This is a genomic window from Pseudomonas sp. FME51, assembly GCF_014897305.1.
In genome coordinates, this window is sequence record NZ_JABUYN010000002.1 from 112,933 (window position 1) to 138,370 (window position 25,438).

Sequence of the window (25,438 nt, forward strand, 5' to 3'; positions counted from 1 at the left end):
ACCCGGATTCGCTGTTATGAAAATTTCAAGATTAAGGGGGCTGGCTTTGACTACCGTTCTGCTGTCCACACCAGGCATTGCCGCTGAGCTACCCGACCCCGCTTCGGTACGTACCGACCAACTGCAATTGATGCAAGGCTTCCCGCCTGCTGCGGACAAGCAGATCACCCAAGCCGGTTTCATGCGCCCGTACCCCAACCCACGCTGGAGCTTCCATCACGCCCGGGAGCTGTTTCCGTCCCGGCGGGTCGCTCGTGGCAATGAGGGTGTCTACACCTTGCCCCGTGCCGAGGGCATGGAGCAGAAAATTGCCGATCTGACTTTCACTGCGCCGGGCGGCGAGCCGATGAGTTTCACCCAGTATCTGGATTCCACTTATGTGGATGGCGTGTTGATCATGCAGCACGGCAAGGTGATTTTTGAGCAGTACCAGGCCGGAGTGCCGGAGGATGGGCCGCATATTCTCTGGTCGGTGACAAAATCGGTGATGGGGCTGTTGGCGACGCAATTGATTGAAGAAGGCGAGCTGAATCCGGATGCACTGGTGACGGACTATCTGCCTGAGCTGGAAAGCAGCGGCTGGCAGGGCGCGACGGTGCAGCAGGTGCTGAACATGACTGCTGATATCGATTACAGCGAGGTGTATGCCGACCGTAATTCCGATGTAGTGAAGTATTCGCTGGCGGCGGGCATGAGCCCGATTCCCCATGATTATCCGGGTGCGCGGGATCTTTACAGCTATCTGCCGACGATTACAGCGGGGGAGGACCCGCATGGCAAGTCGTTCCGTTATCGCACAACACATACTGAGGTGCTGGGTTGGGTGCTGCGCCGGGTGACGGGCCTGTCTACGGCGGCGCTGATTGAGCAGCGTATCTGGCGCAAGCTTGGTGCCGAGCAGGATGCTTATATGCTGTTGGATTCCAAGGGCACCGAGTGGGCCGGTGCCGGGTTCAACGTGACGCTACGGGATCTGGCGCGCTTCGCGGAAATGGTGCGACTGGACGGTCGCTTCAATGATCAACAGATTATCAGCCCGGGCGTGGTTGAAACCATTCGTGCCGGGGCGGATCGGGAGATATTCAAGGCGGCGGGGCGGGATTATCAGCCGGGTTATTCCTATCGTAATCAATGGTGGATCAGTCATAACGATGACGGCGCCATCGAGGCGCTGGGTGTGCATGGGCAGATGATCCATATCAACCCAGCGGTGGGTATGGTGATGGTTCGATTGTCGTCGCACCCGGTTGCCAGCAGTGCGCAGACGATGCCGTTGACTATCCCCGCCATGGCGGCATTGGCGGATCTGTTGCGCGAGTCTGGTCGGTAGCTGGGTAAAAACCATAGGCATTTTCTGTTTGAACCAATAGTGACTGTGCATTTCTATCTTTATGTAGTCCCCTGAACGAACTAGGAGGTGGAAGACATGAAACAGCAACTGATTTATACCGCTTTATTTACCTTTGCCCTCGCCGCAGCGGCGCCTGTAGCCGTGGCGGATGGCGATGATGACGATATGCGCGATACCACACAGGATCAGAGGCAGGATTCCGGCTCTTACAACGCGACGGGTAGCGACTCTGACGCGCCACCAACCGATCCGGACAATCCGGCTGGCCCTGGTACTGGTGGTGGCGGCACCGGCACCGGCGGTGGTGGAGCTGGCACGGGTACCAGTGGTGGTGCTGGTAATGGTGGTGCAGGCTCCGGTGGCGCTAGCGGCACCGGAGCGGGCGCAGGTGGTTAACCGCAACAGTGCTGCAGAGGCCGGGCTTGTCCCGGCCTTTTTTTGTCCCTGGTCAGACGAAAGACGCATATCCGCTGATGGAATCCCAGCCCTGAACTAGACTGAAAGCGAACCAGTGGAACGAGAGGGCTATGAGGCTGCGGATATGGATTGTGATAGGTGTTGTCTCGCTGATGCTGATCTGCGTTGCAGGTTTCGAATTCCGCTACGCCTGGCTGCAATCAAAATGGATCAGCGATTACGCCAGCCGGCTCCATTATCAGATCGATGATGGAGCGAGCGAGGCAATCCGGTTTCCGGATGCAGGGCCTTTCAATGAGCGCCTTGGGTATAGCGCTATTCCCACACTGCAATCACAGCTGCAGCAGCAGGGCTACGGCGTCAGTCGTCAGGCACGTTTTTCCAGCGAGCTGATGGATTATGCAGAGCATGGGTTGTTTCTGCCTTATCGGGAGAAAACCCAGGCCGGCCTGCAGATATTCGATTATCGCGGTCAGCCGATATATCAGTTCGCCTATCCGCGTTTTCATTTCACCGAATTTGACGATATTCCGCCGCTGCTGGTGGAGACCTTGTTGTTCATTGAGAACCGACATCTGTTGGACCCGACGCTGGAGCATGCCAATCCGGCGGTGGACTGGCCCCGTTTGGCCAGTGCATCCATGGCCATGGTGGTCGGTTCACTGGGCGGCGATGGCGCCAGCCATGGGGCCAGTACGCTTGCGACCCAGATAGAGAAATATCGGCACTCTTTCGAAGGTCGCACCCAGACGCCGATGGATAAGTTGCGGCAGATGGCATCAGCCAGTGTGCGGGCTTATAACAACGGCCCGCAGACGCTGGAGGTGCGTCGACAGCTGGTGTTGGACTATCTTAATAGCGTACCCCTGACAGCGGCCCCCGGCCATGGTGAAGTGCATGGTTTTGGTGATGCACTGTGGGTTTGGTTTGCCGAGGATGTCGACAATTTTCGCGCCGGTCTCAATGGTGACCGGGGCCTGGACGCTCAGGCTGTAGCCTTGCGCCAGACATTGTCGCTGATCATTGCGCAGCGCCGACCCAGCTGGTACCTGTTGGACGGGCGCGCCGAGTTGGCGGAGCTGGTTGATAGCCATATTCGGCTGCTCATTGGAGATCGGCGTATCGACGACGAATTGGCCGAGGCGGCACTGTCCGAAGCGGTGTCGTTTCGTGATTGGCAAACTCAGCCGCTGCACGAGCAGATCGAGGTGAACAAGGCCGTGCGGGTTACCCGAAACCAACTGGCATCCATGCTCGGCCGCTCACTCTATGATCTGGACCGACTCGACATGAGTGCCAGCAGCAGTCTGGACGCAGGGTTACAACGGGCCGTTAGTGATTTTCTCCAAGGGCTGGCTGACGAAGATACAGCCCGTCAGTTCGGGCTGTTGGGGGAAACCCTGTTGTCCGGTAAGCAAGCCGCGGAGGTGCGTTACAGTTTCACCCTGATGGAGAGAACGGCGACCGGTAACCAGGTCCGAGTGCAAACGGATACCACGGGTCTGCCATTCGATCTCAACCAGGGCAGCAAGTTGGAACTGGGATCTACTGCCAAGCTGCGGGTGTTGACCAGTTATCTTGAAATAATTGCGGAGCTGCATGATGCGTTGGCCAACGTTGATGCTGACACGTTGCGCACCGCTAGGTCAGAGGGGAGTGATCCACTTACCCGCTGGGCCGTGGGCTATCTGAGCGCCAACCCGGGAGCGGACCTGCCGGCGTTGCTCGACGCTGCGTTGCAGCGGCGTTACTCCGCCTCACCCTGGGAAGGTTTTGCCACCGGAGGAGGCGTGCAGCGCTTCGATAACTTCCGCAAGGAAGATAATCGGCGCCGGCCGACAGTACAACAAGCGCTGCAGGAATCCATCAATCTGCCATTTGTACGACTGCTGCGTGATGTCATTCGATATTCCTTGCATGAACGCGTGGAAGATGCCGACAGCCTGCTCACCAACGACCGTGATCCACGCCGCGAAGCCTGGCTGCAGACATTCGCCGATCGTGAGGGTCGGGTCTATCTGCAACGCTTCTGGCGACGTTATGCGGGTATGGACGAGCAGCAGCGGTTTGAGCAATTAATGGATCAACTGCAGCCTATTGCAGCGCGCTTGTCGGTGGTATATCGCAACCTTTATCCGCAGGCAGACTTTGAAACCTTCAGTACATTCCTGGTAAATCGGGTGCGGGTGCCGCAAAAACCGGAGCGCATCGAACGGCTATATGAAGCCTATCGTCCAGGCAAATACAATCTGACTGATCAGGGTTATATTGCTCAGATCCATCCGCTGGAACTATGGCTGCTGGGTTATCTCAAGCGTAACCCTCAGGCGACGCTGAACGAGGTGTTGTCCGCCAGTGCGGTTGAGCGTCAGGAAGTCTACACCTGGCTATTCCGTACGCGTCACGCCAGCGCACGGAATGTCAGAATTCGTACCATGCTGGAGCGCGAGGCGTTTGATTCCCTGCACCAGCGGTGGCAGCGGGTCGGCTATCCATTTCCTCATCTGGTGCCCTCGCTGGGTACGGCTCTGGGGAGCTCCGGTGATCGACCGAGCGCGTTGGCTGAATTGATGGGGATTATTCTCAATGAGGGGCGACGGCTGAAGGTGCGACGCATCAACAGCCTGCACTTCGCCGCCGCTACGCCCTGGGAAACCCGTTTCGAGCCGTTGCCACTTGAGGAAAAACAGGTGCTGCATCCCGAAGTCGCAACAGCGCTGCACAGCGCGCTTTCGGCTGTTGTGCTCGACGGAACCGGGCGCCGATTACAGGGGGTGTTCATGACCGCTGATGGCCAGCCGCTGACGGTTGGTGGGAAAACCGGCACCGGAGACAACCGTATTCATACCATGGCTGCGGGTGGCAGAATCATTTCCAGTGAGGTTATGAATCGCACGGCAACGTTTGTGTTTTTCCTCGGACCCAATCATTTCGGTACCTTGACGGCATTCGTACCGGGCGCCGATGCGGCAGAGTTTCACTTTACTTCGGCGCTGCCAGCGCAGGTGTTGAAAAGCATGGCCCCAGTGCTGACTCCTTACCTCATTACCCCGATCACAACGGTAGCTCAGCGCAAGGATTGATTGGGCAGTGGACTAGGTACTGTCATAAATATAAGTGCACTAAAGCTTAATTATTATTGAATTGTCTATCGCTATGTCGATGGGCAGAATAGCTGACCCTTCTTCCCCTCTTAATTGGTAAATTCCGGTTTCTGATGTGCTCTTGGCCGTCACCTACTGCCGGCAGGAGCATGACGATGTCTGGTCAATTGATGACCCTATCCCGACGCTTGTTCGGTTGGTTACCCCGCACTTTTCAGACCCGCCCTGGGGAATGGCTGCGTGCCGCGGCGGGCGTGGGTGTAGCAGTGGGCTGTACCTTCTGGTTATCAACGCTGCTGTATGGCAGCGACACTGCGATGATTCTGCTGGGGCCGGCAGGTGCATCGGCGGTGCTCCTGTTTGTGGTCTCCTCCGGCGCACTGGCCCAGCCCTGGCCGGTATTGGGCAGTTATCTGCTGGCAGGTCTGGTGGGTATCGCGGCGCTCCATCTGCCTCTGCCGCCGTTGCCACCCGGTGGGCTCTTGGTGGGCGCGGGGAGCAGTGTGGTGCTGGGCATGTCGGTGTTGCGTTGTCTGCATCCGCCCGCCTGCGCCATGGTGCTGGTCATAGTGCTTGCCGGTGACTTGTTGGCGCCGCTGGGAGGATGGCTGCTGCTGCCGGTCATGCTCAATGCCTGCTGTCTGCTGTTCTGCGCGACGCTATATAACAATCTGACCGGCGTGCGTTATCCGAAACAGGCCCCACGTGTCGATCTGCACCAGACTCGCGACATCCTGCCCGGCCAGCGGGTGGGCTTCACCGAAGAGGATCTGGATCGGGCGCTGGATCAGTTCGGTTCTTTTGTCGATATTACCCGTCACGATCTGGAGCAGATCATCCGCGATACCGAAAGCTCCGCGCTCCGGCGCAAGATGGGTGATATCCGCGCCGAACAGATCATGTCTCGGGACATTCGCACCGTAGGACCGGACACCACGGTGATGCAGGCCATCCGACTGTTCCGTCATCATCATGTGAAAACCCTGCCAGTGGTGGATAGCGAAGGGGTGGTACAGGGCATCACCAGCCTGGGTGATCTGCTGGCGCAACTGGATCTGCCGATGGGGAGAATGCTGCCCCCGCGTATCAACCTGTGGCGCGACCAACCGCTACACAAGGTCATGACCACGCCGGTGGTCACCGTAGACGGGCAAACCCATGTGGTTGATATGATTCCGCTGATGTCGAATCAGGGGCTGCATTGCCTGCCGGTGCTGGATAACGGGCAACTGGTTGGCCTGGTGACCCAGACTGATGTGATTGCAGCGCTGCACCGCGATCTGGTCAGCCATCTGGCCTGACCGGACAGGCGCCTATTCAGATCATCGGGTCCCAGCGCTGGGACCAGTCTTGCGGGGTATGGGCCAGTTCGCGCAGTAGCTTCAAGGCCTGATCGAGCATCGCCGATTCGCGCTGGCGCGAATACACCAGATAGGTCGGAAAGCTGAACTCCGGCGCCATGTGTACCGCCTCCAGCAATCCATTATCCAGATAGCTCTGTACCACGCGGCTGCGAAAATAGCCTGTCCCGCCGGCCTCCAATATGTACTGCAAGGCCAGCGGACCAAGGTTGAAACTGACCGAGGCGCGGGCCTTGTCGGGCAGGGCGGCGTCATGTTGGCGTCTGAAGTTCTCGCCCCAATCGATGTATACATAAGGCTCCCGCTGACCGGGCAGGCAGACCTGAACCAGTTTTTCTTCCAGCAGTTCTTCGACCTGCAGGCCGGGCAGATACTCGGGCTGATAAACCAGTGCCGCATCCAGTGAGCCCTGCTCGACACGTTGCATCAGCGTGCTGCTGTCACCGATCTCGGCGCGTACCGAATGCTCGGGGATCTCGCGGCGCAGGGCGCGGACCCAGTCAAGGATCAGCGGGGTACACAGGCTGGCTTCGCCACCGATATGCAGCACATCGCTGAAGCCCTTGAGCAGCGGCAGATCGCGTTGGGCATTGTCCCAGGCCTGGATCATCTGAGTGGCGTGAGTGATGAACGCCTCGCCATCGGCTGTCAGCCGGGCACCGGAGCGGTTGCGGATGAACAGGGTGCAGTTCAGCTGGCTTTCCAGACTCTGGATGCGCGAGGTAATGGCGGCCTGGGTGACATGCAGCCGATCAGCCGCGGCGACGAAGCTGCCGCAGCGGACGATCTCCAGAAAGGTGCGAGCCAGACTGATATCCATATGACCAATTCTCAGGGAGGAAAAGGCCATTCTAGCAAGTCGGGGGAGGGTGGGGTCTATGTTGTCTGGATACGGGCCGGGTCTTCAAGGGGTAGGGAAGCACCTTGAAGACCGGAGCGAGGGAGCGGTTGCTGAATCAGCGCACACCCGCCGCTCTCAAGGCAGCCGGAGTGAACTGGCTGTAGGTAGGCGGAGGACCGTCGAACTGAGGCGCGGAGTTTTCTTCGGTGTACATGCCCAGGGCGATGTAGCGGCCGGCAAAAACGTCATATAACGTTTCCAGCGCATAGCCGGGGATCTGGTATCGGTAGTTGAAGTTCAGGTGCCCTTCGGCTATCCGCCAGAGCGCGCCCCGACCGTCATAATGGTCGGCCAGACTGATCATCCAGGAGTCCTCGTCGATAAAGAAGTTGCGCTGGCTGTAGATATGCCGCTGGCCGTCCTTCACGTTCCCTTGCACTTCCCATACGCGATGCAGTTCGAAGCGGGTATGTTCCGGATTGACGTGTCCGGCCTTGAGCACGTCGGCGTACTTCAGGCCGGGCGTGGTCAACTTGGCGGAATTGTACGGGATATAGACTTCCTTCTTGCCGACCAACTTCCAGTTGTACCGGTCAGGCGCGCCGTTATACATGGAGAAGTTGTCCACGGTCCGCATGCCATCGGAGGCACTGCCCGGGCCGTCGTAGGACACCTGCGGAGCGCGGCGTACACGTCGTTGCCCGGCATTGTAGACCCAGGCCATGCGTGGTTCTTTCAGCTGATCCAGAGTGTCGTGAACCAGCAACACGTTGCCAGCCAGTCGCGCGGGGGCGTTGACCTGCTGTTTGAAGAACAACAGGGTGTTGGGCATGGTGGTCGGGTCGATGTCGGGCATCAATTCCGGGTAGCCGATGACTTCCTCGAACTTGATCAGGGTGTATGAGCCGTTGGTCTGCGGCATGGCCTGCATATACCAGCGATGGGCGTTCAACCGGTAGCGGGTCATGTGGTTCCAGATCACCTCACTGCCGGACTTGGGTATGGGGAATATAAAGGACGAGCCCGGTGTGACGTTCTCGACGCCGTCGCCGCCATTGAGGACTCTGGCCTGACCGGCGGTGTCCTTGACCTGATCATAGACCGATTGCGGATAACCCACGGTGCGCCGGGACTGATAGATGGGCATGCGGAAGGTGTCCGGGTACCGCTCGAACAGGGCCACCTGACCGGGTGTCAGCTTGTCCTTATATTGCTGGTAGTTGTTGGCGGTAATCTCGAATTCGGGTTGTTCATTCCGGAAGGGGTTTTCCAGAAAGTGGTTGGGTAGAGGTTGGCCGGCATCGGTCGGTAACCCGCCGCTCCATTGTGGGATGCTGCCGTCAGCATTCCCGGCTTTCTCCGCGCCTATGGGCGTAAGGTCAGCGCCCAGCTGGTCGATCTCCGCCTGGCTGAGCCCTTGGGCTACTGCGCCCGTAGCCGCGAGACTCAATGCCAGACCGTGGACAAGCGCCATCCACTTCCAGGACTGGTTACTTCTTATCGGGCTGCGGACCTGATTATTCAGGAGGGTATCGTATGGATGCATTTTTCTTCTCCATTTGTTGTTTTTACACACGTGCGTTGGAGCTTTGCAAGAAAGGGCAATTACCCGGTTTCTTTACAAAGTAGAGTAATTGCTCTATACAGTCAACAAAGGCGATTCTTGCTGAGAACAACAACGACAAACGGGATTGCATACCATGCTCCGATTTCCTCTCCTGGCCCGGTTGCTGGGCACTCTGGCGCTGCTGGTGCCATTATCCGGCCAAGCTGACCCGCGCCCCAATATCCTGCTGATCGTCGCCGATGACATGGGATTTTCCGATCCCGGCGTTTATGGCGGGGAGATCAGCACGCCGAACATCGATGCGCTGGCCGCCGAGGGGCTGCAGTTCAGCAACTTCAATGTGGCCGCGACCTGTTCGCCGACCCGAGCGATGCTGCTGACCGGGGTGACCAGTCACAAGGTCGGCATGGGTAATATGAAGGAGATCATGGCCGACAACCAGAAGGGCCAGCCCGGCTATGAAACCTGGCTCAACGATCAGGCCGTGACCTTGCCGACCCTGCTGCAGGATGCTGGCTACCGTACCTATATGGCTGGTAAATGGCACCTGGGCGGTCGCCCGGAAAGCTTACCTAACGCCCGCGGGTTCGACCGTTCGGTGGCGCTGCTGGAAAGCGGGGCAGACAACTGGGAAGCCAAGCACTACCTGCCGGCCGGTACCGCGACCTGGGTGGAGGATGGTCAGCCCATCACACTGCCGGAGGATTTCTATTCGTCGTTCTTTTATGCCGACAAGCTGATCGAGTATCTGGGCAGTGAGCCGGACAGCGACCAGCCCTTCTTCGCCTATCTGGCCTTCCAGGCAGTGCACGCCCCGCACCAAGCACCGGAAGCTTATGTTGAGCAATATGCCGACGCGTATCAGGAGGGATGGGACGTTATCCGCCAGCGCCGCTATGAGCGGCTGACCGAACTTGGCGTATTGCCGCGCACCGCAGAGTCGGTGGTCAGCAGCGATTGGGGTACCTTCTATGATACGCCGACCATCGACTGGGCCAGCCTCATCGATGAAGAACGCGGCTACCGCGCCCGGCAGATGGCGGTGTATGCGGGCATGGCGCAGGCCATGGATGAGAATATCGGGCGGGTTATCAACCACCTCAAGGCCAATGGCGAGTATGACAACACGCTGGTGATCTTCATGAGCGACAACGGCGCCGAGTCCACGGTGCTGACCGAGATCGCGCCGCTGTTTTATCGCCTGCGTTACGACCAGGCCCAGACCGATCTGGGTCGCCCCGGCAGCTGGAGCGAATACGGGCCGGGCTGGGCCTATGCATCCAACTCGCCGTTCTATTCCTACAAGGGTTCACCGTTCAATGGCGGGCTGCGGGTGCCCTTGATCATGCGCTTGCCGGGTGTGATCGAGCCGGGCAAGCGCACCGCCGCCTTTGGCTATGTGACCGATATCGCGCCGACGCTGTTGGAACTGGCCAATACGCGGGCGCCGGAGGGCAAGTACCAAGGCCGCAAGGTGCATAGCATCATGGGTACCAGCATGGCGCCGCTGCTCCGGGGCGAGCGCGAGCGCATCCATGCCGAGGATGAGGTTGTCGTCTATGAACTGGCCGGCGGTATGGCCATCTGGCAGGGCGACTACAAATTGGTGGTATCGAACTCGAGCGCCATTACTTCGCGCTCCGGCAAGTTGCTGTTCAACATGCGCGACGATCCATTGGAGCGCCAGGATCTGGCCGCGCAGCAACCTGAGCGCGTAGCCGAGCTGATGCAGGCCTACCACAGCTTTGTGGCCGAACACGGGTTGGTTGAAGTGCCGGGCGATTACAACGCCTGGAAACAGCTGAACAGCAATGCCAAGGAGCAGTTTCTCGCCCGCCACGGTCTCCAGTTGCTGGTGGGCGCTGTCATTCTGGTGTTGCTGATTGGCTGGGCGCTGCGTGCGTGGCTCAGGCGTCGTCGGCGCTGATATCGTCCAGCGGTACATAAAGCTGGCTGAACAGGGAGGTGACCGCCTCCCGGTACGCCGGGGCTATATAGCCTTCCTCCAGAACGAGTATCTGATAGATACCTCGGCGCAACAGCTGCTCGCTCAGGTTCGCCTGGACACCCCGGGTCGTGCTGAGAAACTGCATCCACGAACTCAGCACAATCCAGACGTTGATGCTCAGGGTCTCCGCCTGTTCTGCGTTGAGCTGCAGAATCCCTGCGTCGGCAAAGGCCAGATAGATTTTCTGGGTGTTGCGCAGGCTGCGTTGGGAAAACTGCCGATAGCGGGCGGCCAGCTCGGGGTCGGATTCGAGCAGATATTCCAGCCCTTGATGCATGAAACGATACTGCCAGAGGATAGCCAGCAGGCTTTCCAGATAGTGGGCCTTGTCTTCCAGATTGACGCTGGCCTGTTCGGGCAGAGTGAAAAAGACCTCCATCTTCCCTTCGAACTCGGTGAAAAGCTCGGCGACTATCGTGGGTTTGTTACGGAAGTGGTAATAGAGGTTGCCGGGTGAAATGCCCAGGTGGCTGGCGATGTGGTTGGTGGTGATGTTGCGCTCGCCCTGGGTGTTGAACAGCTCCAGGCTGGCTTGCAGGATACGCTCTCGGGTGCTTGGCTTTGCAGCCATAGGTTGATCTCTCATTGTCATGCTGGGTACGGGTAACTGCTGTTTGCTTCTCTGGTATCTCCCGGCTCGTTCGGTGGAACGAGCCGGGGTTGCCGCTTATTCTTCGATCGGCTCGATCAGTGCAAAGTCAGGCGTAAAATCATCCATCAGGCTCATCAGTTGAAGAAACGCCTGCGGATTGCCGGTGATGCTGATCTCGCCAGACTTGATGGCGGCGGGGAAGCTGTTTTGCTGGGTCAGAATAGCATCCAGCGTGGCCCGGGTCATGGTAATGCCGGCATCGGCCTGCTCGGCCTGGCGCTCGGGCAGCCAGGTCAGCGTGGCGTTCTGCAGGTTGAGGCGGAACTGCTCATGGGTATCGGTGAAGTGCCAGTTCAGCACCAGATGCTTGCCCGCCGCCTTGGGGCCATTCAGCCGCACGCCCAAGAGATCGAAGAACATCCCGGTATCCAGCGCCTGCAGCAGATCGGTAGCGACGGCGCCGGCGGCGCGCTCGGTAGTGCCGCTGCGCAGCTCCATTGCACCGGACAGATAGACGTTGCGCCACGGACCGGACTCGGCCTGATAACCGAGCTGCTCCAGTGCGGCGGCATTCAGTTCCCGGGCGGCCTGGTTGTCCGGCTCGGCAAACACCGCCTGGCTCATGACCGAGGCCACCCAGCGGTATTCGCCCTGCTCGAAGTCCTGCTGGGCGCGACTGATCACCTGATCGATACCGCCCATGTACTCCATGGCCTTGCGCGCTGCGGTCTGGGCCGGCAGGGGGTTGAGGTTGGCGGGGTTGGCGTCGTACCAACCCAGGTACTTCTGGTAAATGGCGCGTGCGTTGTGCCGCAGGGTGCCGTAGTAGTCCCGGGCGATCCACTGACTGGCGAGGCTGTCCGGTAACTGGATGCGCTCGGCGATTTCACCCGGACGAAAGCCCTTGTTCATCAGTCGCACGCTCTGATCATGGATGTACTTGTACAGGTCCCGTTGCGCGCTGAGGAAGTGTCGGGCTTCGTCCTGACTCCAGACCGGCCAGTGGTGCTGGGCAATCAGGATGTCGGTACGCGGGCCGTATTCTTCCAGCACTTCGTCGATATAACGCGACCAGCGGCTGGCATCACGCACCTCCGCGCCACGCAGAGTGTAGATATTGTGCAACTGGTGCGAAGTGACTTCGGCGGTATTCAATACCCGGCTGGCCGGGAAATACAGCATGAATTCGGACTGCGCCTCGCTGCCCTGGGCCAGATGGAAGTCGATCTCCACACCGTCAATGGTCTGCGGACCATTGCTGGAGATGATGTCGGTGGGCGGAATCAAGGTCAGTGCGCCGATACTCAATGCCTTGCCCAGACCATTATCGATATGCCCGGTGGGGCCGGCCGGCAGACCGGTACCATACATATACATGGCGCGGCGGGTCATGGCATTGCCGGCGATCACGTTCTCGCTTACTGCATGCGCCATGAAGCCTTCGGGGGCATAGATGCGCACCCGTTGCTCACGTATATCCTCGTCACTGACGATACCGCGCACCCCGGCAAAGTGATCCACATGGTTATGGGTGTAGATCACCGCAACCACCGGCTTGTCAGGGCGATGTTGCAGATACAGGTCCAGCGCGGCCCGCGCGGTGGTCGGGGTCAGCAGCGGATCGATGATGATCAGACCGGTCTTGCCCTCGACCACGGTCATATTGGCCAGATCCATGCCGCGGATCTGGTAGATCCCTTCGGTTACTTCGAACAGGCCGTGAATATTATTGAGCTGAGCCTGGCGCCACAGGCTGGGGTTGGCGGTAGCCGGCGCCGGATGCTGGTCGAGAAAGTCATAAGCCGCTCGGTTCCAGGCCGTGCTGCCATCGGGGTTGAGCAGCGGCTCGTCATCAGCGGCGGCGATAAATCCGCGGCGGGCATCCTCAAAAGCCTGGCGATCGCTGAAATCCAGTTGCTTCAGCACCTCGGCATTGACCTGAATGGTTGCTGGTTCCGCGGGCTGGTTGTCAGCCGCGGCGGGGTAGGATAGCCACAGAGTGGCGGCCAGTAATGCGGTCAGACAGGAGGTCTTGTTCATCTTATATGCTCCGGTATGAGGTGGGGGCTTATGCCAGCCGCTCGGCCAGCAGACTCGATAATCGGGCGGTAATGCCATAGATCGACAGTTGCGGGTTGGCACCGATACTGGTGGGAAACAGCGAGCCGTCATGGATCGACAGGTTCTCCAACTGATGATGCCGACCCAGACTGTCGGTGACTGCCCGGCGGGCGTCTTCACCCATGGCGCAGCCGCCCATGACGTGGGCGCTGCCCAGCCGGGTCTTGAAGCGGCGCAGGTCAAGGCTGTCGATCATCTCTCGCGCCTCGGCCATGGTCCGGACCGGACGGGCATCGTTATGTATCGGTGTGACCGTACGTGCACCGGCGGCAAACTGGATGTCGGCCATGCTCAGGTAGGTGCGACGCACCCCATCCCAGGTGTAATCGGTCAATTGGTAGTCCAGCACCGGCGAATCGTCGCTGCGCAATTGCACCGTGCCTTCGGCGCTGTCCGGGTGAAAGCCGTCGCGCAGCAGGGCGATCATCATGTTGCTGTTGGGCAGTTGCTGCATCAGTTCGCTGTTGGCCACGCCGGTGCCGCCCAGGACCGTGGCGCTGAAGCCTGGTTGCAGAGGCGGCACTTCCAGCTTGTAACCCATCGCCCCGCCGGCGCCGTCCTGCCATTGGAAGTGGTCGGAATACACCGATTGCGGTGCGCCATAGAAGGGATTGATCGGCTGTTCGAACTGTGCCCAGGAAAAACTGGTGAGGTGCAGAAAGGTGCGCTTGCCGATCCGTTTGTGCGGGTCAGGCACTTTCGAGCGCAGCAGCAATCCGGGCGTATTGATGCTGCCGCCGGCCAGAATGTAATGCCGGGCGCGAACCTGGATGCGCCGACCGGTCGGCGCCACGCAACGCTCGTCCATAGCCACGCACTCGAGACCGGTCACCCGATCGCCGTCCAGTTGAAGCCGTTCAGCCCGGGCCAGGTAGATAAGCTCGCCATCCTTGTCCAACATCGCGGGAATACTGGTGACCAGCATTGACTGCTTGGCATTGGTCGGGCAGCCCAGCCCACAGTAGCCGAGATTCCAGCAGCCGCGCACGTTACGCGGAATCGGCTGCCAATGCAGCCCCAGCGCATCGCAGCCGCGGCGCAGTACATCGTTGTTGGCATTGGGCGGCATGGTCCAGGGACTGATGCCGAGGCGGTCTTCCAAGCGGGCGAACCAGGGTGCCAGTTCATCGCTGCTGTGACCGCGCACCCCATGCTCGCTGGCCCAATGCGCCAGGGTCGGCTCGGGCGTGCGGAAGCAGGACGTCCAGTTGACCAGCGTTGTGCCGCCGACGGCGCGGCCCTGCAGGATGGTGATGGCGCCGTCCTTGGACATGCGCCCCAGACCTTCCTGATAGAGGGCAGGGTAGGCCTCATCTTCCTGCATCTTGAAATCGCTGCTGGTGAACAGGCCGCCTTCTTCTATCAGCAATACCTTGAAGCCGGCGGTGCTGAGTACCTCGGCGCTGGTCGCACCGCCGGCACCGCTGCCGACGATGGCGATGTCGGCCTCCAGGGTCAGATCCTGCTCCAGCTGTGAGGCGTTGGTGACTTTCCAGTTGCGCTTGAGCCCTTCGGCGAACGGATCCGGAATCGGCATGATAGGTCTCCCTGTTCAGATACGCGGTGGGCCTGGGTAGCTGCATTGCGGCCAGGACGCAGAGCTGCTGTAGCACGACAGCAGAATGAGATTGGTCACCGCGCTCTGGCCCTGTTGCAACAGGGCGAGCGAGCTGTTCTCCCAGCGCTTGAGGAAGGCTTGTACCGCCCCATCACTGGCATTTTCCCAGGAGCCCCAGATGCCCGTCAGCGGGCCGCGGGTTACGCTCAGCGTGAGCAGATCGAACAATTGCAGGACCTGACGATTCAAGCTGGGAGACAGCTGGTTCAGGTTGTTGTCCAGCGCCAGCAATACGCCTTCTACCTCTGCGACCCGTTGCGTCGTCGGCAGTGCTCCGGCCAGTACTGTGGGAATGACCCGGCGCAGCATGGGCAGATCGTCCTCACGCAACTGCTGAAAACCGGGTGCCGAGCTGTCCGCTGCGCAGCCAGAGAGACTGGCAATACCGCCAGCGGTAGCCAGCACAGCCGTGCCGAACAGACCCAGTTTGAGGAGTTGTCGGCGATTCAGGTCGGGCGCATCGGCGATGATGTTGGTCATTGTTATTGTTATCCCATTATTGGCCAGTCAGCGAATAAGCAGCTTGCGGGCGAGTTTCTGCAGCGTGGTGCCATAGGGTGGGTAAAGTACTCTGGTGGCATTGAAGCGCGGTTTGCGCAGCACCCCCTTGGCCTTGCTGAAAGTCAGGAAGCCTTCATGGCCGTGATAATGGCCCATGCCGGAGGGCCCGATGCCGCCAAAGGGCAGATCACATACCGCCACGTGCAGCAGGGTCTCATTCAATCCCACTCCACCGGAATGGGTCCGGTTCACGACTTCCTGTTGCTGATCACGGTCGTAACCGAAATAGTAGAGCGCCAGTGGCCGGGGGCGGGCATTGATATAGGCGATGGCATCATCGATCTGCCGGTAGGGCACTATGGGCAGCAGCGGGCCGAAGATCTCGTCCTGCATCACCAGCATGTCATCGGTCACATCCAGCAAAAGCGTAGGCGGCAGACGCCGCTCCTGAGCCTCGTCGAACAGTGGCAGTAAGCGCGCTCCCTTGGCCTGGGCGTCCTCCAGATAGCTGTTCAGTCGGGCCTGCTGGCGCGGGTTGATGATGCTGGTGTAGTCGGGGTTGTCGGCGAGCTGCGGATAGAACCTGCCGATCACCTGGCGATAGGCAGTGACGAACGCCTCCACGCGGTCTTCCGGCACCAGTACATAGTCGGGCGCCACGCAGGTCTGCCCGGCGTTCATGGTCTTGCCGAAGGCGATGCGTTCAGCGGCATCGCCCAGGGGCACCGTCTCCGACACGATGGCCGGGGATTTGCCGCCCAGTTCCAGAGTTACAGGCGTCAGGTTATCCGCCGCGGCATGCAGAATATGGCGGGCAATGCTGGTGGCACCAGTGAAAAGCAAGTGATCGAAGGGCAGGCGGGAAAAGGCCGCACCCACATCAGCTTCACCCAATACTACAGCGACCTGATCCTCGGGAAAGGCTTTGGCGAGCAATTCCTTCACCAGTTGTGAGGTGGCCGGCGTCGCTTCACTCATCTTGATCATTACCCGGTTGCCTGCCGCCAGCGCTCCGATCAGTGGGCCCATGGCGAGAAAGATCGGATAGTTCCACGGCACTATCACCCCCACCACGCCCAGCGGCTGGTAGACCACCTGCGCCGAGCCCGGCTGAAAGGCAATACCCAGCGGCCGCCGGGAGGGCTTCATCCAGCGGCGCAGGTGGTTGCAGGCATGGTCTATGGATTGCAGGGTAGGAAGTATCTCGGCGAACAGCGTCTCGTCTCGTGAGCGGTTGCCGAAGTCCTGACTCACTGCCTGGATCAATGCTTCCTGTTCGCTCACCAGCAGAGAGCGCAGACGTTTCAGCAAGGTAAGACGAATATCCCGCGATGGCATGGGGTCGGCCTGAAAGGCGCCACGCTGACGGCCCAGGATTGTGGCTAGACGCTCGCTGGTCTCGCTCTGGAAAGAACTGCTATCCATCAGGGTGAAAGCTCCGGGCAATGTTTAGAGTAATTGATCTAATGCTTTTAGAGTAATTGTGGAGTGAGGTCAATAGGGCTGTGGCTGGCTAATAGATGGCAAGCCAGTCTTGCATCAGATCTGACGCTTTCTTGGCGGACACGTGAAAGATCTCTGCGATGGCATTGAGCGAAGAATGGCCGTTGTGAGGAAGATGGGTTGCGAGTCTGCACTTTGAAAAAGGGCAGCGGTCAAACGAAGTGGGACAGAAATCCCAGATGCAAAAATGCCCCGGATGGGTGACCATCCGAGGCATTTTCTATGTTGGTTGCGGGGGCAGGATTTGAACCTACGACCTTCGGGTTATGAGCCCGACGAGCTACCAGACTGCTCCACCCCGCGTCTGATGTCGGCCATTCTACTCATTAACGGGAAGCTGTCAAGCGATTGATGCGAAAAGAATTTTTGCATAGGGAGTCACATGGGGAAAAGCACATTAATTAAGACGGTGCAATGTCTTTGTGCCATTGCTGAGGTGCTCCAGCCAAGGGTGGCTCAGGCTATCCGTAGCGGTAGTTAACATGCTATATGGCGTATGAACAAACAAAGGAATGTCCATGAACAATTCCACGAAACAATACGAGCTCACTGCGCTGGGTGAATTCGCTGATTCTACGGTCGAGCACGCCTATCGTGTGCATATGCAGCCGTTGTTGGCGCGCCATTTGCGGGTTGCCTTGGTGGTATGGGGTAGCTTGGTACTGTTGTTTGGTGTTCTGGACTTGCAGAGTCTGGGTTGGTCTCGAGACTTCTACATCCTGCTTGCTTGTCGGGTCTTGCAGGCAACACTGCTGTTCATCTTCGCTTGCATGCTGAAAAGAAGACCGCAGCTGGTGTCCAGCGGCAGGGTGACCACAGCGCTGGAAACTATCGGGTTTTTCCTGTTCATGCCGATCTATTTTCTGCGTCCAGACATCGCTACCTTTACCGTGGGCGTCATCGGTCTGATGCTGTTGGCGATGTTCCTGTTTGTGCCCAATCGCTTGGTGCTGACACTACTGGCCGCGATGACTGGCGGGGTGTTGGCGTTGGGCTGTATCGCGCTGAATGGGCGGAGTATCGAAGTGCTCATCGGCGCCTTCTTTGTGTTGGCGTTACCGGTGGTTACCGGTTTCTTTGCCTCACAACAGCTGCATATCGTGCAGCGCAAGCAATTTGCGATGTTCAATCGGGCGAACAAGGCAAACCTTGCCCTGGAACAGGAGATAGAGCGGCGCAAGCTGCTGGAGCAGGAGCTCAAGCGCCAAGCTACCACTGACCCTCTGACGGGGTTGTTCAACCGCCGTCAGTACGAGATGTTATTCCGCCGCGAGCGTGAGCGCTGCCGGCGGCAGGGTACCAGTATCTGTCTGGCCATGGCCGATCTGGACTCGTTCAAAAGGCTGAACGACGAACTTGGTCATGATTCCGGTGATACCGCCTTGAAGCACGTTGCGGATCTGTTTACCGCTCAGTTGCGTGAAGGCGATGTGGTCGGGCGTTTTGGTGGTGAAGAGTTCATCATTCTGCTGCCTGATACCGGCGCGATCGAAGCCGAGCGGGTAATCGAGCGGCTGAGAGCGAGGTTGGAAGAGACGCCGGTGATGCTCAAGGGGGAGCCCCGAACCATTACCGCGACCTTCTCTGTGTCTGCCGTGTGGGACGGCGAGACGGATATTCTCGAGACTCTGCGCCGTGTGGATGAGGGACTGTACAGCGGTAAGCGGGCCGGGCGTAATCGGGTAGTGGTGGTCTGATGTACACTATCCGGCGAACCCCGCCGGAAGAATCCTTTTGCGCAAGATCATCCACATTGACTGCGATTGTTTCTACGCCGCTATCGAGATGCGTGATGACCCGAGTCTGCGCAACCGACCGCTGGCCGTCGGCGGTGACCCCGGCAAGCGCGGCGTAATCGCCACCTGCAACTACGAGGCGCGGACCTACGGCGTGCACTCGGCTATGGCCTCGGCTTATGCCAAAAAACTCTGCCCTGATCTGCTGATCGTGCCCGGCCGCATGCAGGTCTACCGGGAAGTCTCCACGGCTATCCAGGCAATCTTTCATGAATACACACCGCTGGTTCAGCCATTGTCATTGGACGAGGCATTTCTCGATGTCACCGACGCGCAGGCGTGCCGTGGCAGTGCGACTCTGATTGCTGAGGAAATCAGACGGCGGGTGCGGGAGACTCAGGGTATTACCGTGTCGGCGGGTGTCGCGCCGAACAAGTTTCTGGCAAAGATTGCCAGCGACTGGAACAAGCCGGACGGTCTCAAGGTGGTTCTCCCCCATGAAATCGATGAATTCGTGCTGGCGCTACCGGTGAATCGTTTGCATGGCGTCGGCAAGGTAACTGCGGCGCGTCTGCACAAGCATGGTGTGGATAACTGCGCTGAGCTGCGTCAGTGGCGCAAACAGGATCTGGCCCGGGAGTTCGGCAGCTTCGGGGAGCGCTTGTGGGAATTGGCGCGGGGAATTGATGAACGACCGGTGGTGGTTGATCGCGCGCGGCAATCGGTCAGTGTGGAGAACACCTACGACCGCGACTTGCCGGACCTGCAGGCCTGTCTCGATGCCTTGCCACCGCTGCTGGACAAGCTGGCCCAGCGTCTGGGCCGGCTCGAAGGCCAATATCGGATCAGCAAGCCCTTCGTCAAACTCAAGTTTCACGACTTTACCCAGACCACGTTGGAGCAAGCTGGTGCGCCGATCACGCCCCAGGGTTTCGAGGCATTGTGCAGCCAGGCCTTCACCCGCGGCGAGCGCCCGGTGCGCCTGATCGGCGTAGGCGTGCGTCTGGACAATGCGCATAGCCCGCTGGGTGAGCAGCTTCTACTGTTCTGACGGGTTCAGTTCTTGGTCGCGCAACGCGGGCAGAGATGGTTGTCGCCGCGCGGCTTCCAGCTCAGCTGGGCAATACGCTGCTCGGCCTTCGCGGTGCGTGTCTGCAGGTTGTCCTTTTCCTGCGCCAGAAACTCGAAGGGCTGTTCCTTGGCGCACTCATCGCAGCGGATCGACCAGCCGAGTACCATCTGCCCGCTCAGGTTCGGGCCGTTGGCGGTGGCTGTCCACTGTCCCGGCGGGTTGATCAGATAGCGGACCTTGCCGACGACCAGTGGCAGGGGTAGGTCCTTGCTGCCCTTGACGGTGCAGATGAGTGTATCGCCTGGCTGAATACCGCCGCCCTGACCGGTGACCTGATACAGCCCGCCCGCGAGTGTGCGGCACTCGATCAGCGTGTGGGATGGGTTGAGCGCTGTGCGCCGGAAGTCGTGTTCAGCCATGGGAGCTCCGCTTATAAGAAGACCCCCATGATAACACTGGTGCAGGACGACATATCACTGTGCTCACTGATGGTCTGTGTCAGCCGTGGCTGGCTATATGATCGGTCATCTGACTGGCGATAAAACAACAAGGAATCATTATGAGCGTAATGCAGCTATTCGATCTGACCGGCAAGGTCGCCCTCATCACCGGTGGTACCAAGGGGCTCGGCCTGCAGATGGCCGAAGCCTTGGGCGAGCAGGGCGCGAAGATCTTCATCAATGCGCGTAACCCTGCTGAAGTGGAAGAGGTGGTTGCCCAGCTGAACGCGCGCGGCATCGAGGCCGGTGGTATTGCCTGCGATCTCGGCAAACCCGATGGCAACCCTGTCGTCACGCTGGTGGATGCAGCTGAAGCGCGCTTCGGTACCGTGGATATTCTGATCAATAACGCCGGCACCACCTGGGGACAGCCCGCGGTTGAGCACAGCTACGCTGGTTGGCAGAAAGTGATGGGCCTGAACGTCGATGTGTGCTTTCTCATGGCCCAGGAAGTGGCGCGCCGTTTCATGATTCCGCGCCGCTCCGGCAAGATCATCAATATCGCCTCGATTGCCGGCCTGAAGGGCAATGGCCCGAATACTGGCATCTTCACTGTGGCATACAACACCAGCAAGGCCGCCGCCATCAACCTGACGCGTGCATTGGCCGGTGAATGGGGTGCTCATAACATTCATGTGAATGCCATCTGCCCGGGATACTTTCCGACCAAGCTGGCCAAGGGACTGGATCACGTCTCCGAGTCGATCATCCGCAACACGCCGCTGGGGCGCGTTGGTGGCGAGGATGACATCAAGGGGCTGGCGCTGTTCTTTGCCAGTGACGCTTCCCGCCATGTGACTGGCCAGGCGATGGCGGTGGACGGTGGCTACTCGGCGGTCTGAGGATTATCGACCGAGTGCCGGTTCTTCCGGACGGAGACCCTGACTCAGCACGCCAGCGACCTGTTGCACTTCGCTGTGGTGCTGGGTTTCGAGGGTTTCCATCTGCCGCTCATGCAGTCTGCGTTGAGCCTTGGGCAAATCTTTCCAGGCCTGGTGAGTCGGAATGTGCGCGGTGGCGTCGTAAATAGTCTCGAAAACCCGAGTATCGAGATCGGCGCGCCGCGGTCCACTGTAATTGTCCAGCAGGACTTTGATCCGTATCGCCCCTTCGATAACGGGCAGCTGGCCGGTTACCAGGCCCTGCGCGAGTATCCGGATATCACCCTCCAGGCGCGAATTGCGCTCGTTCTCCTGCGTGGTCATGAGTTGCTGGTTGTGCCACACCCGACGCCAGAGCACCACCGCGTACAGGGCAAGTGCGAAGATGATGACAAGGCCGAGAATGATCAGCCAATCATTGTTGGTCATGTTAGAAGCTCATATCGGACGGGTCGATGGTGCCTTCTTCCCGCAGTGTCAGTTTGGGTGACAGGAACAGGCCGGTACGAATATGCCCGTCGATCCGGTAATTGACCGGTTGTTGATGCTCGACCAGTTTCACCAGGTCGCTCAGATGGCGCCAGATATTCGAGCGCACGGTTATATCGAAATATTCCGAACCATAAGCCGGTACGTTGAACGCCTTGTCGGTAACACCGGTGGCCAGGCGCATGTTGTTCAGGTAGACCTGATAATGCATGCCGCGGATCGGCAGGTTGCGGCTGTTGGGATTATCCACGCGCAGGCGAAGGCGGAAGGATTGCTCCCAGAGATTGGACTTGAGCATCTCTACGTTGGCCAGACGCACCTCGGGTTCGGTATAGGACCGGTCGAATACGGCGCAGCCGCCAAGACCGAACAGGCCCGCCAACAAGATAATCAACATCAGGCCAGGTGAACGCGTCATCAAGTGGTATCCCTCCGTTATGGCCATGCCCCTCGTTTATTCAGATCTGTTGTCGGCGGCCGGCAGCCTGTTCATACTAACCCGGAATCTACCCAAGGGAGTGACAAGATGGCAGTTTTCGAGGTGGTTTTCCATGGTCAGGTGCGCGCTGACGTGGCACCGGAGCAGGCCAGGGCGCGTATCGGTCAGCTGTTTCAGGTGGCTGACCGGCAACTGGATATGCTGTTTTCCGGGCGGCGGATTGTCATCAAGCAGGGGCTGGATGAGGCCGCTGCGGAGAAGTACCGCCAGGCCATTGAGCGCGCGGGTGCGCTTTGTGAGGTCCAGCCCATGGCAGATAAGCCATCTCAGGTTGTCGCTGAGTCAGCGCCGAAGAGCGCTCCCGAAGCGCCAGTCACTCAACCGGCGCAACGCTCAGCTGCGCCGCGACCGCGAGACGAGTTCATGGCGGCATTCAGCGAGGTCGAAGCGCCTGATTTGCCCATAGCGCCATTGGGTGCGGACATGCAGGAAGCCTATGCTGATCACCGGTCGCTGGATATCAATCTGTCCGCCTACAGTCTGGCACCGCCCGGCAGTGATCTTGCGCAACTGAAAACATCGGCGCTGCCAGTCACTCCGAACATTGCGCATTTGCGGATGCTTGACGAGGAGTGAGGTGCACTCAGTAGCGGCAGCATTGTTTGAACTTGCGACCGGAGCCACAGGGGCAAGGGTCGTTGCGACTGGCAGTGAGCGGATGGTTGGGGTCGATGAAGTACCAGCGCTCGCCGAGTCTGCAGAAGTCCGAACACTCCCGATGGCTGTGTTGACTGCCGTCCGGGTCGGCCCAGCGTGCGCTGAAGGTGACTTGCGTACGGTCGCTGGTGGTATTGGGCTCTTCCTGCTCCACTGTCAGACCCAGCCAGTGGCTGTTGCGGCTCCAGTCGGCCATGGCCTGGCGCTCCGGCTGGGCTTGCTGGGCGGGCAAGGTGGTGGCGACCAGATAGTCGATCAACTCCAGGGTGTAGGCGCTATAACGTGAACGCATCAAGCGTCCCGCGTTTGCGGCCGGCTTGCCCTGATGCAGGGGCTGGCAACATTCGTCGTAGGGCTTGCCGTCGCCGCAGGGGCAGGGCGTTGTGGTAGAGGAAAATGGCATCGTGTCACCTGTCTTGTCCACGGCAGACCCACGCCCGCCGCTGTTCGCTAAATGGTATCATCCGCGCTCTGTTTCGGAGACCGCATGCTCAACGATGACCTCAAAGGCCAGATCCAGACGGCCTATCGCACCTTTCTCGAAAACAAGTCGCTGAAGCCACGATACGGCCAGCGGGTGATGATTGCCGAGGTGGCAAAACTCTTCGGTGGCGTCGAGCTGGACGAGGAAGGGCATCGTGACGGCGGCCCCGCGGTGGCCGTGGTGGAAGCGGGCACCGGTACCGGCAAGACGGTGGCCTACTGTCTGGCCGGGATTCCCATCGCCAAGCACCTGGGCAAGCCTCTGGTCATCTCCACTGCCACGGTGGCGCTGCAGGAACAGATCGTGCTCAAGGATCTACCTGATATCCAGCGCAATGCCGGTCTCAATTTTCATTTCGCCCTGGCCAAGGGGCGCGGTCGCTATGTCTGCTTGTCCAAACTTGATCAGCTGCTGCAGGACAACCAGTCGCTGGCCAGCCAGCAGCAGGGTTTCGCCGATGAAGGCTTCCGGATCGATGTGGATGAGGCCGGACTCAAGCTCTATACCCGCATGGTCGAATCACTCGCTACCAACAAATGGGATGGCGAGCGGGACTCCTGGCCCGAAGCGCTGGAAGACCAGGACTGGTCACGGCTGACCACTGATCATATTCAGTGCACCAACCGTCGCTGCGGGCACTTCAACCAGTGCGTGTTCTACAAGGCCCGCGAGGGCATCCAGAAGATCGACGTGATCGTCACCAACCATGATCTGGTGTTGGCCGATCTGGCGCTGGGTGGCGGGGCGATCCTGCCGGACCCGCGTGATTGCCTCTATGTGTTCGACGAGGGACATCACCTGCCGGACAAGGCGATCGCCCACTTTGCCCATCACACGCGCATGGCAGCGACCGCCGATTGGCTGGAGCAGCTGGACAAGAATCTGTCCAAGTTGCTGGCCCAGCATCCGCTGCCGGGCGACTTCGGTCGCCTGCTGGAGCAGGTGCCGCAGCAGGCACGCGAGCTCAAACCCCATCAGCAGTTCATGAGTCAGGCTCTGGGTGAGGTGGCGGATTTTTCCAGCGCTGAGGATTTCTCGGGCCAGGTGCGGCCGCAGCATCGCTTTGAGCATGGCGTGGTGCCTGAGCACATACGCGAGATGTCGCTGGAGTTGAAGGCCGGCTTCGGGCGCATCACTGATCTGCTGCAGCGCATGGTTGATATGCTCAAGGAAGCCATGGACGGTGAGGTGGTTGGCGTGCATCAGACACAGGCCGAAGAGTGGTATCCGCTGTTCGGTGCATTGCAGGCACGCGCCGAGGGCAATTGGACGCTGTGGACCCAGTTCAGCCTGGTGGACCCCGAAGACAAGCCGCCGACGGCGCGCTGGATGACCCTCACTGAGCAGAATGATCTGGAAGTGCATGTCAGCCCGATACTGGCGGCGGATACCCTGCGTCAGTATCTCTGGCACACCGCTTTCGCTGCGCTGGTGACCTCGGCGACGATCACTGCCCTGGGTCGCTTCGACCGCTACAGTCATCGCGCCGGCCTGCCGAAGAGCGCGGTGTGTACTCTCGCGCCCAGTCCGTTCCGTTATGCGGAGAGCGGCGTGCTGCGGGTGCCAAACCATGGTGCCGATCCCCGGGACAACGCCGGTCACAGCGCTTCCATCATCGAGCATCTGCCGGCCATCCTGGAGCATGAGCCCGGCAGTCTGGTGCTGTTTTCCTCACGGCGGCAGATGCTTGAGGTCTACGCCGGCTTGCCCGCGGATTTCCGTGAGCGGCTGCTGGTGCAAGGTGATCTGTCCAAGCAGGAGCTGATCCGCCAACACCGGGCGCGGGTCGACAAGGGTGAACCCAGTGTGATCTTCGGCCTGGCCAGCTTCGCTGAAGGCGTCGACTTGCCGGGTAAATACTGCGAACACGTGGTGATTGCCAAGATCCCCTTCGCGGTACCGGATGATCCGGTCGAAGCGGCGCTGTCGGAATGGATCGAACGCAACGGCGGTAACCCATTCATGGAAATCGCCGTGCCTGACGCCTGTCTGCGGTTGGTGCAGGCCTGCGGCCGACTGCTGCGTACCGAGCAGGATACCGGCACTATCACTCTGCTGGATCGACGTTTGGTCACCCAGCGGTACGGCAAGGCGATCCTGAATGCGCTGCCGCCGTTTCGTCGGGAAATCGATTGA

The 25,438-nt window shown here is 59.6% G+C and carries 21 protein-coding genes and 1 tRNA gene; 10 read left to right on the plus strand and 12 right to left on the minus strand.

From position 1 onward, the window contains the following. Positions 1–46: 46 nt before the first annotated feature. The 4 genes from INT39_RS04960 (at position 47) to INT39_RS04975 (ending at position 6,173) form a co-directional block, all read left to right on the plus strand. Positions 47–1,330 carry a serine hydrolase domain-containing protein gene (locus INT39_RS04960; protein WP_193072233.1) on the plus strand — a complete coding sequence of 428 codons (1,284 nt, stop codon included), beginning with the start codon at positions 47–49 and terminating at the stop codon, positions 1,328–1,330. A gap of 96 nt (positions 1,331–1,426) precedes the next feature. Then, positions 1,427–1,747 (plus strand): hypothetical protein, encoded by a 321-nt coding sequence (locus tag INT39_RS04965; RefSeq protein WP_193072234.1) that lies wholly within the window; start codon positions 1,427–1,429, stop codon positions 1,745–1,747. 131 nt (positions 1,748–1,878) lie between these two features. After that, on the plus strand, positions 1,879–4,851 hold the full coding sequence (locus INT39_RS04970; RefSeq protein WP_193072236.1) for a transglycosylase domain-containing protein: 2,973 nt from the start codon (positions 1,879–1,881) through the stop codon (positions 4,849–4,851). A 176-nt stretch (positions 4,852–5,027) separates the two neighbouring features. After that, the gene (locus INT39_RS04975; RefSeq protein ID WP_226944560.1) at positions 5,028–6,173 is read left to right on the plus strand and encodes a CBS domain-containing protein; all 1,146 of its coding nucleotides are present in this window, start codon (positions 5,028–5,030) and stop codon (positions 6,171–6,173) included. 16 nt (positions 6,174–6,189) lie between these two features. Here the strand turns inward: INT39_RS04975 and INT39_RS04980 are convergent, their stop codons facing one another. Together INT39_RS04980 and INT39_RS04985 are read right to left on the minus strand one after the other, a co-directional pair. Then, positions 6,190–7,053: a LysR family transcriptional regulator gene (locus tag INT39_RS04980; RefSeq protein WP_193072238.1), complete on the minus strand. Its 864-nt coding sequence runs from the start codon at positions 7,051–7,053 to the stop codon at positions 6,190–6,192. 136 nt (positions 7,054–7,189) lie between these two features. Beyond that, a complete protein-coding gene (locus INT39_RS04985; RefSeq protein ID WP_193073027.1) occupies positions 7,190–8,548 on the minus strand; it encodes a DUF1329 domain-containing protein in 1,359 nt (452 codons plus the stop codon). A 226-nt stretch (positions 8,549–8,774) separates the two neighbouring features. Between INT39_RS04985 and INT39_RS04990 the strand changes: the two genes are divergently transcribed. Next, on the plus strand, positions 8,775–10,568 hold the full coding sequence (locus INT39_RS04990) for an arylsulfatase (protein ID WP_193072242.1): 1,794 nt from the start codon (positions 8,775–8,777) through the stop codon (positions 10,566–10,568). Here INT39_RS04990 and INT39_RS04995 read toward each other — a convergent pair. The 6 genes from INT39_RS04995 to INT39_RS05020 form a co-directional block, all read right to left on the minus strand. Beyond that, positions 10,549–11,220, minus strand: a complete 672-nt coding sequence (locus tag INT39_RS04995) for a TetR/AcrR family transcriptional regulator (protein ID WP_193072244.1) — start codon at positions 11,218–11,220, stop codon at positions 10,549–10,551. The two genes, INT39_RS04990 and INT39_RS04995, sit on opposite strands and share 20 nt — an antisense overlap. A 96-nt stretch (positions 11,221–11,316) precedes the next feature. Further along, on the minus strand, positions 11,317–13,281 hold the full coding sequence (locus INT39_RS05000; protein WP_193072250.1) for an alkyl/aryl-sulfatase: 1,965 nt from the start codon (positions 13,279–13,281) through the stop codon (positions 11,317–11,319). Positions 13,282–13,309: 28 nt separating this feature from the next. Further along, the gene (locus INT39_RS05005) at positions 13,310–14,899 is read right to left on the minus strand and encodes a GMC family oxidoreductase (RefSeq protein ID WP_193072252.1); all 1,590 of its coding nucleotides are present in this window, start codon (positions 14,897–14,899) and stop codon (positions 13,310–13,312) included. A gap of 15 nt (positions 14,900–14,914) precedes the next feature. After that, positions 14,915–15,460, minus strand: a complete 546-nt coding sequence (locus tag INT39_RS05010) for a twin-arginine translocation pathway signal protein (protein WP_193072253.1) — start codon at positions 15,458–15,460, stop codon at positions 14,915–14,917. A 27-nt stretch (positions 15,461–15,487) separates the two neighbouring features. After that, on the minus strand, positions 15,488–16,906 hold the full coding sequence (locus tag INT39_RS05015) for a coniferyl aldehyde dehydrogenase (RefSeq protein ID WP_193072254.1): 1,419 nt from the start codon (positions 16,904–16,906) through the stop codon (positions 15,488–15,490). A 304-nt stretch (positions 16,907–17,210) separates the two neighbouring features. Continuing rightward, a tRNA-Met gene (locus tag INT39_RS05020) sits at positions 17,211–17,287 on the minus strand. A 215-nt stretch (positions 17,288–17,502) separates the two neighbouring features. Between INT39_RS05020 and INT39_RS05025 the strand changes: the two genes are divergently transcribed. Next, positions 17,503–18,681 (plus strand): GGDEF domain-containing protein, encoded by a 1,179-nt coding sequence (locus tag INT39_RS05025; RefSeq protein WP_193072255.1) that lies wholly within the window; start codon positions 17,503–17,505, stop codon positions 18,679–18,681. A gap of 37 nt (positions 18,682–18,718) precedes the next feature. Next, positions 18,719–19,771: a DNA polymerase IV gene (dinB, locus tag INT39_RS05030; protein ID WP_193072266.1), complete on the plus strand. Its 1,053-nt coding sequence runs from the start codon at positions 18,719–18,721 to the stop codon at positions 19,769–19,771. A 5-nt stretch (positions 19,772–19,776) separates the two neighbouring features. Here the strand turns inward: dinB and INT39_RS05035 are convergent, their stop codons facing one another. Further along, complete coding sequence (locus tag INT39_RS05035) at positions 19,777–20,211, minus strand: hypothetical protein (protein WP_193072268.1); 435 nt, start codon at positions 20,209–20,211, stop codon at positions 19,777–19,779. Positions 20,212–20,351: 140 nt separating this feature from the next. Here INT39_RS05035 and INT39_RS05040 point away from each other — a divergent pair, with 140 nt between their 5' ends. Further along, positions 20,352–21,134 (plus strand): SDR family oxidoreductase, encoded by a 783-nt coding sequence (locus INT39_RS05040; protein WP_193072272.1) that lies wholly within the window; start codon positions 20,352–20,354, stop codon positions 21,132–21,134. Positions 21,135–21,137: 3 nt separating this feature from the next. Here INT39_RS05040 and INT39_RS05045 read toward each other — a convergent pair whose 3' ends face one another. After that, positions 21,138–21,602, minus strand: a complete 465-nt coding sequence (locus INT39_RS05045; RefSeq protein WP_193072276.1) for a DUF2489 domain-containing protein — start codon at positions 21,600–21,602, stop codon at positions 21,138–21,140. Between the two features lies 1 nt (position 21,603). After that, complete coding sequence (locus tag INT39_RS05050; RefSeq protein ID WP_193072287.1) at positions 21,604–22,080, minus strand: LEA type 2 family protein; 477 nt, start codon at positions 22,078–22,080, stop codon at positions 21,604–21,606. Between the two features lie 108 nt (positions 22,081–22,188). Here INT39_RS05050 and INT39_RS05055 point away from each other — a divergent pair, with 108 nt between their 5' ends. Then, positions 22,189–22,737, plus strand: coding sequence for a hypothetical protein (locus tag INT39_RS05055; RefSeq protein ID WP_193072291.1), 549 nt, complete (start codon positions 22,189–22,191; stop codon positions 22,735–22,737). A 7-nt stretch (positions 22,738–22,744) separates the two neighbouring features. Here the strand turns inward: INT39_RS05055 and INT39_RS05060 are convergent, their stop codons facing one another. Continuing rightward, complete coding sequence (locus INT39_RS05060) at positions 22,745–23,221, minus strand: YchJ family protein (protein ID WP_193072295.1); 477 nt, start codon at positions 23,219–23,221, stop codon at positions 22,745–22,747. An 84-nt stretch (positions 23,222–23,305) separates the two neighbouring features. On the opposite strand from INT39_RS05060, the gene dinG reads away from it, so the two are divergent. Next, on the plus strand, positions 23,306–25,438 hold the full coding sequence (dinG, locus tag INT39_RS05065; protein WP_193072305.1) for an ATP-dependent DNA helicase DinG: 2,133 nt from the start codon (positions 23,306–23,308) through the stop codon (positions 25,436–25,438).

Coding starts and splice junctions, on each gene's coding strand:
- INT39_RS04970 (WP_193072236.1), top strand. CDS start 1,879: ATGAGGCTGCGGATATGGATTGTGATAGGTGTTGTCTCGCTGATGCTG.
- INT39_RS05050 (WP_193072287.1), bottom strand. CDS start 22,080: ATGACGCGTTCACCTGGCCTGATGTTGATTATCTTGTTGGCGGGCCTG.
- INT39_RS05005 (WP_193072252.1), bottom strand. CDS start 14,899: ATGCCGATTCCGGATCCGTTCGCCGAAGGGCTCAAGCGCAACTGGAAA.
- INT39_RS05000 (WP_193072250.1), bottom strand. CDS start 13,281: ATGAACAAGACCTCCTGTCTGACCGCATTACTGGCCGCCACTCTGTGG.
- INT39_RS04990 (WP_193072242.1), top strand. CDS start 8,775: ATGCTCCGATTTCCTCTCCTGGCCCGGTTGCTGGGCACTCTGGCGCTG.
- dinG (WP_193072305.1), top strand. CDS start 23,306: ATGCTCAACGATGACCTCAAAGGCCAGATCCAGACGGCCTATCGCACC.
- INT39_RS05055 (WP_193072291.1), top strand. CDS start 22,189: ATGGCAGTTTTCGAGGTGGTTTTCCATGGTCAGGTGCGCGCTGACGTG.
- INT39_RS05010 (WP_193072253.1), bottom strand. CDS start 15,460: ATGACCAACATCATCGCCGATGCGCCCGACCTGAATCGCCGACAACTC.
- INT39_RS05040 (WP_193072272.1), top strand. CDS start 20,352: ATGAGCGTAATGCAGCTATTCGATCTGACCGGCAAGGTCGCCCTCATC.
- INT39_RS04980 (WP_193072238.1), bottom strand. CDS start 7,053: ATGGATATCAGTCTGGCTCGCACCTTTCTGGAGATCGTCCGCTGCGGC.
- INT39_RS05025 (WP_193072255.1), top strand. CDS start 17,503: ATGAACAATTCCACGAAACAATACGAGCTCACTGCGCTGGGTGAATTC.
- INT39_RS04985 (WP_193073027.1), bottom strand. CDS start 8,548: ATGGCGCTTGTCCACGGTCTGGCATTGAGTCTCGCGGCTACGGGCGCA.
- INT39_RS04965 (WP_193072234.1), top strand. CDS start 1,427: ATGAAACAGCAACTGATTTATACCGCTTTATTTACCTTTGCCCTCGCC.
- INT39_RS05035 (WP_193072268.1), bottom strand. CDS start 20,211: ATGGCTGAACACGACTTCCGGCGCACAGCGCTCAACCCATCCCACACG.
- INT39_RS04995 (WP_193072244.1), bottom strand. CDS start 11,220: ATGGCTGCAAAGCCAAGCACCCGAGAGCGTATCCTGCAAGCCAGCCTG.
- INT39_RS05015 (WP_193072254.1), bottom strand. CDS start 16,906: ATGGATAGCAGTTCTTTCCAGAGCGAGACCAGCGAGCGTCTAGCCACA.
- INT39_RS05045 (WP_193072276.1), bottom strand. CDS start 21,602: ATGACCAACAATGATTGGCTGATCATTCTCGGCCTTGTCATCATCTTC.
- INT39_RS04975 (WP_226944560.1), top strand. CDS start 5,028: ATGTCTGGTCAATTGATGACCCTATCCCGACGCTTGTTCGGTTGGTTA.
- INT39_RS05060 (WP_193072295.1), bottom strand. CDS start 23,221: ATGCCATTTTCCTCTACCACAACGCCCTGCCCCTGCGGCGACGGCAAG.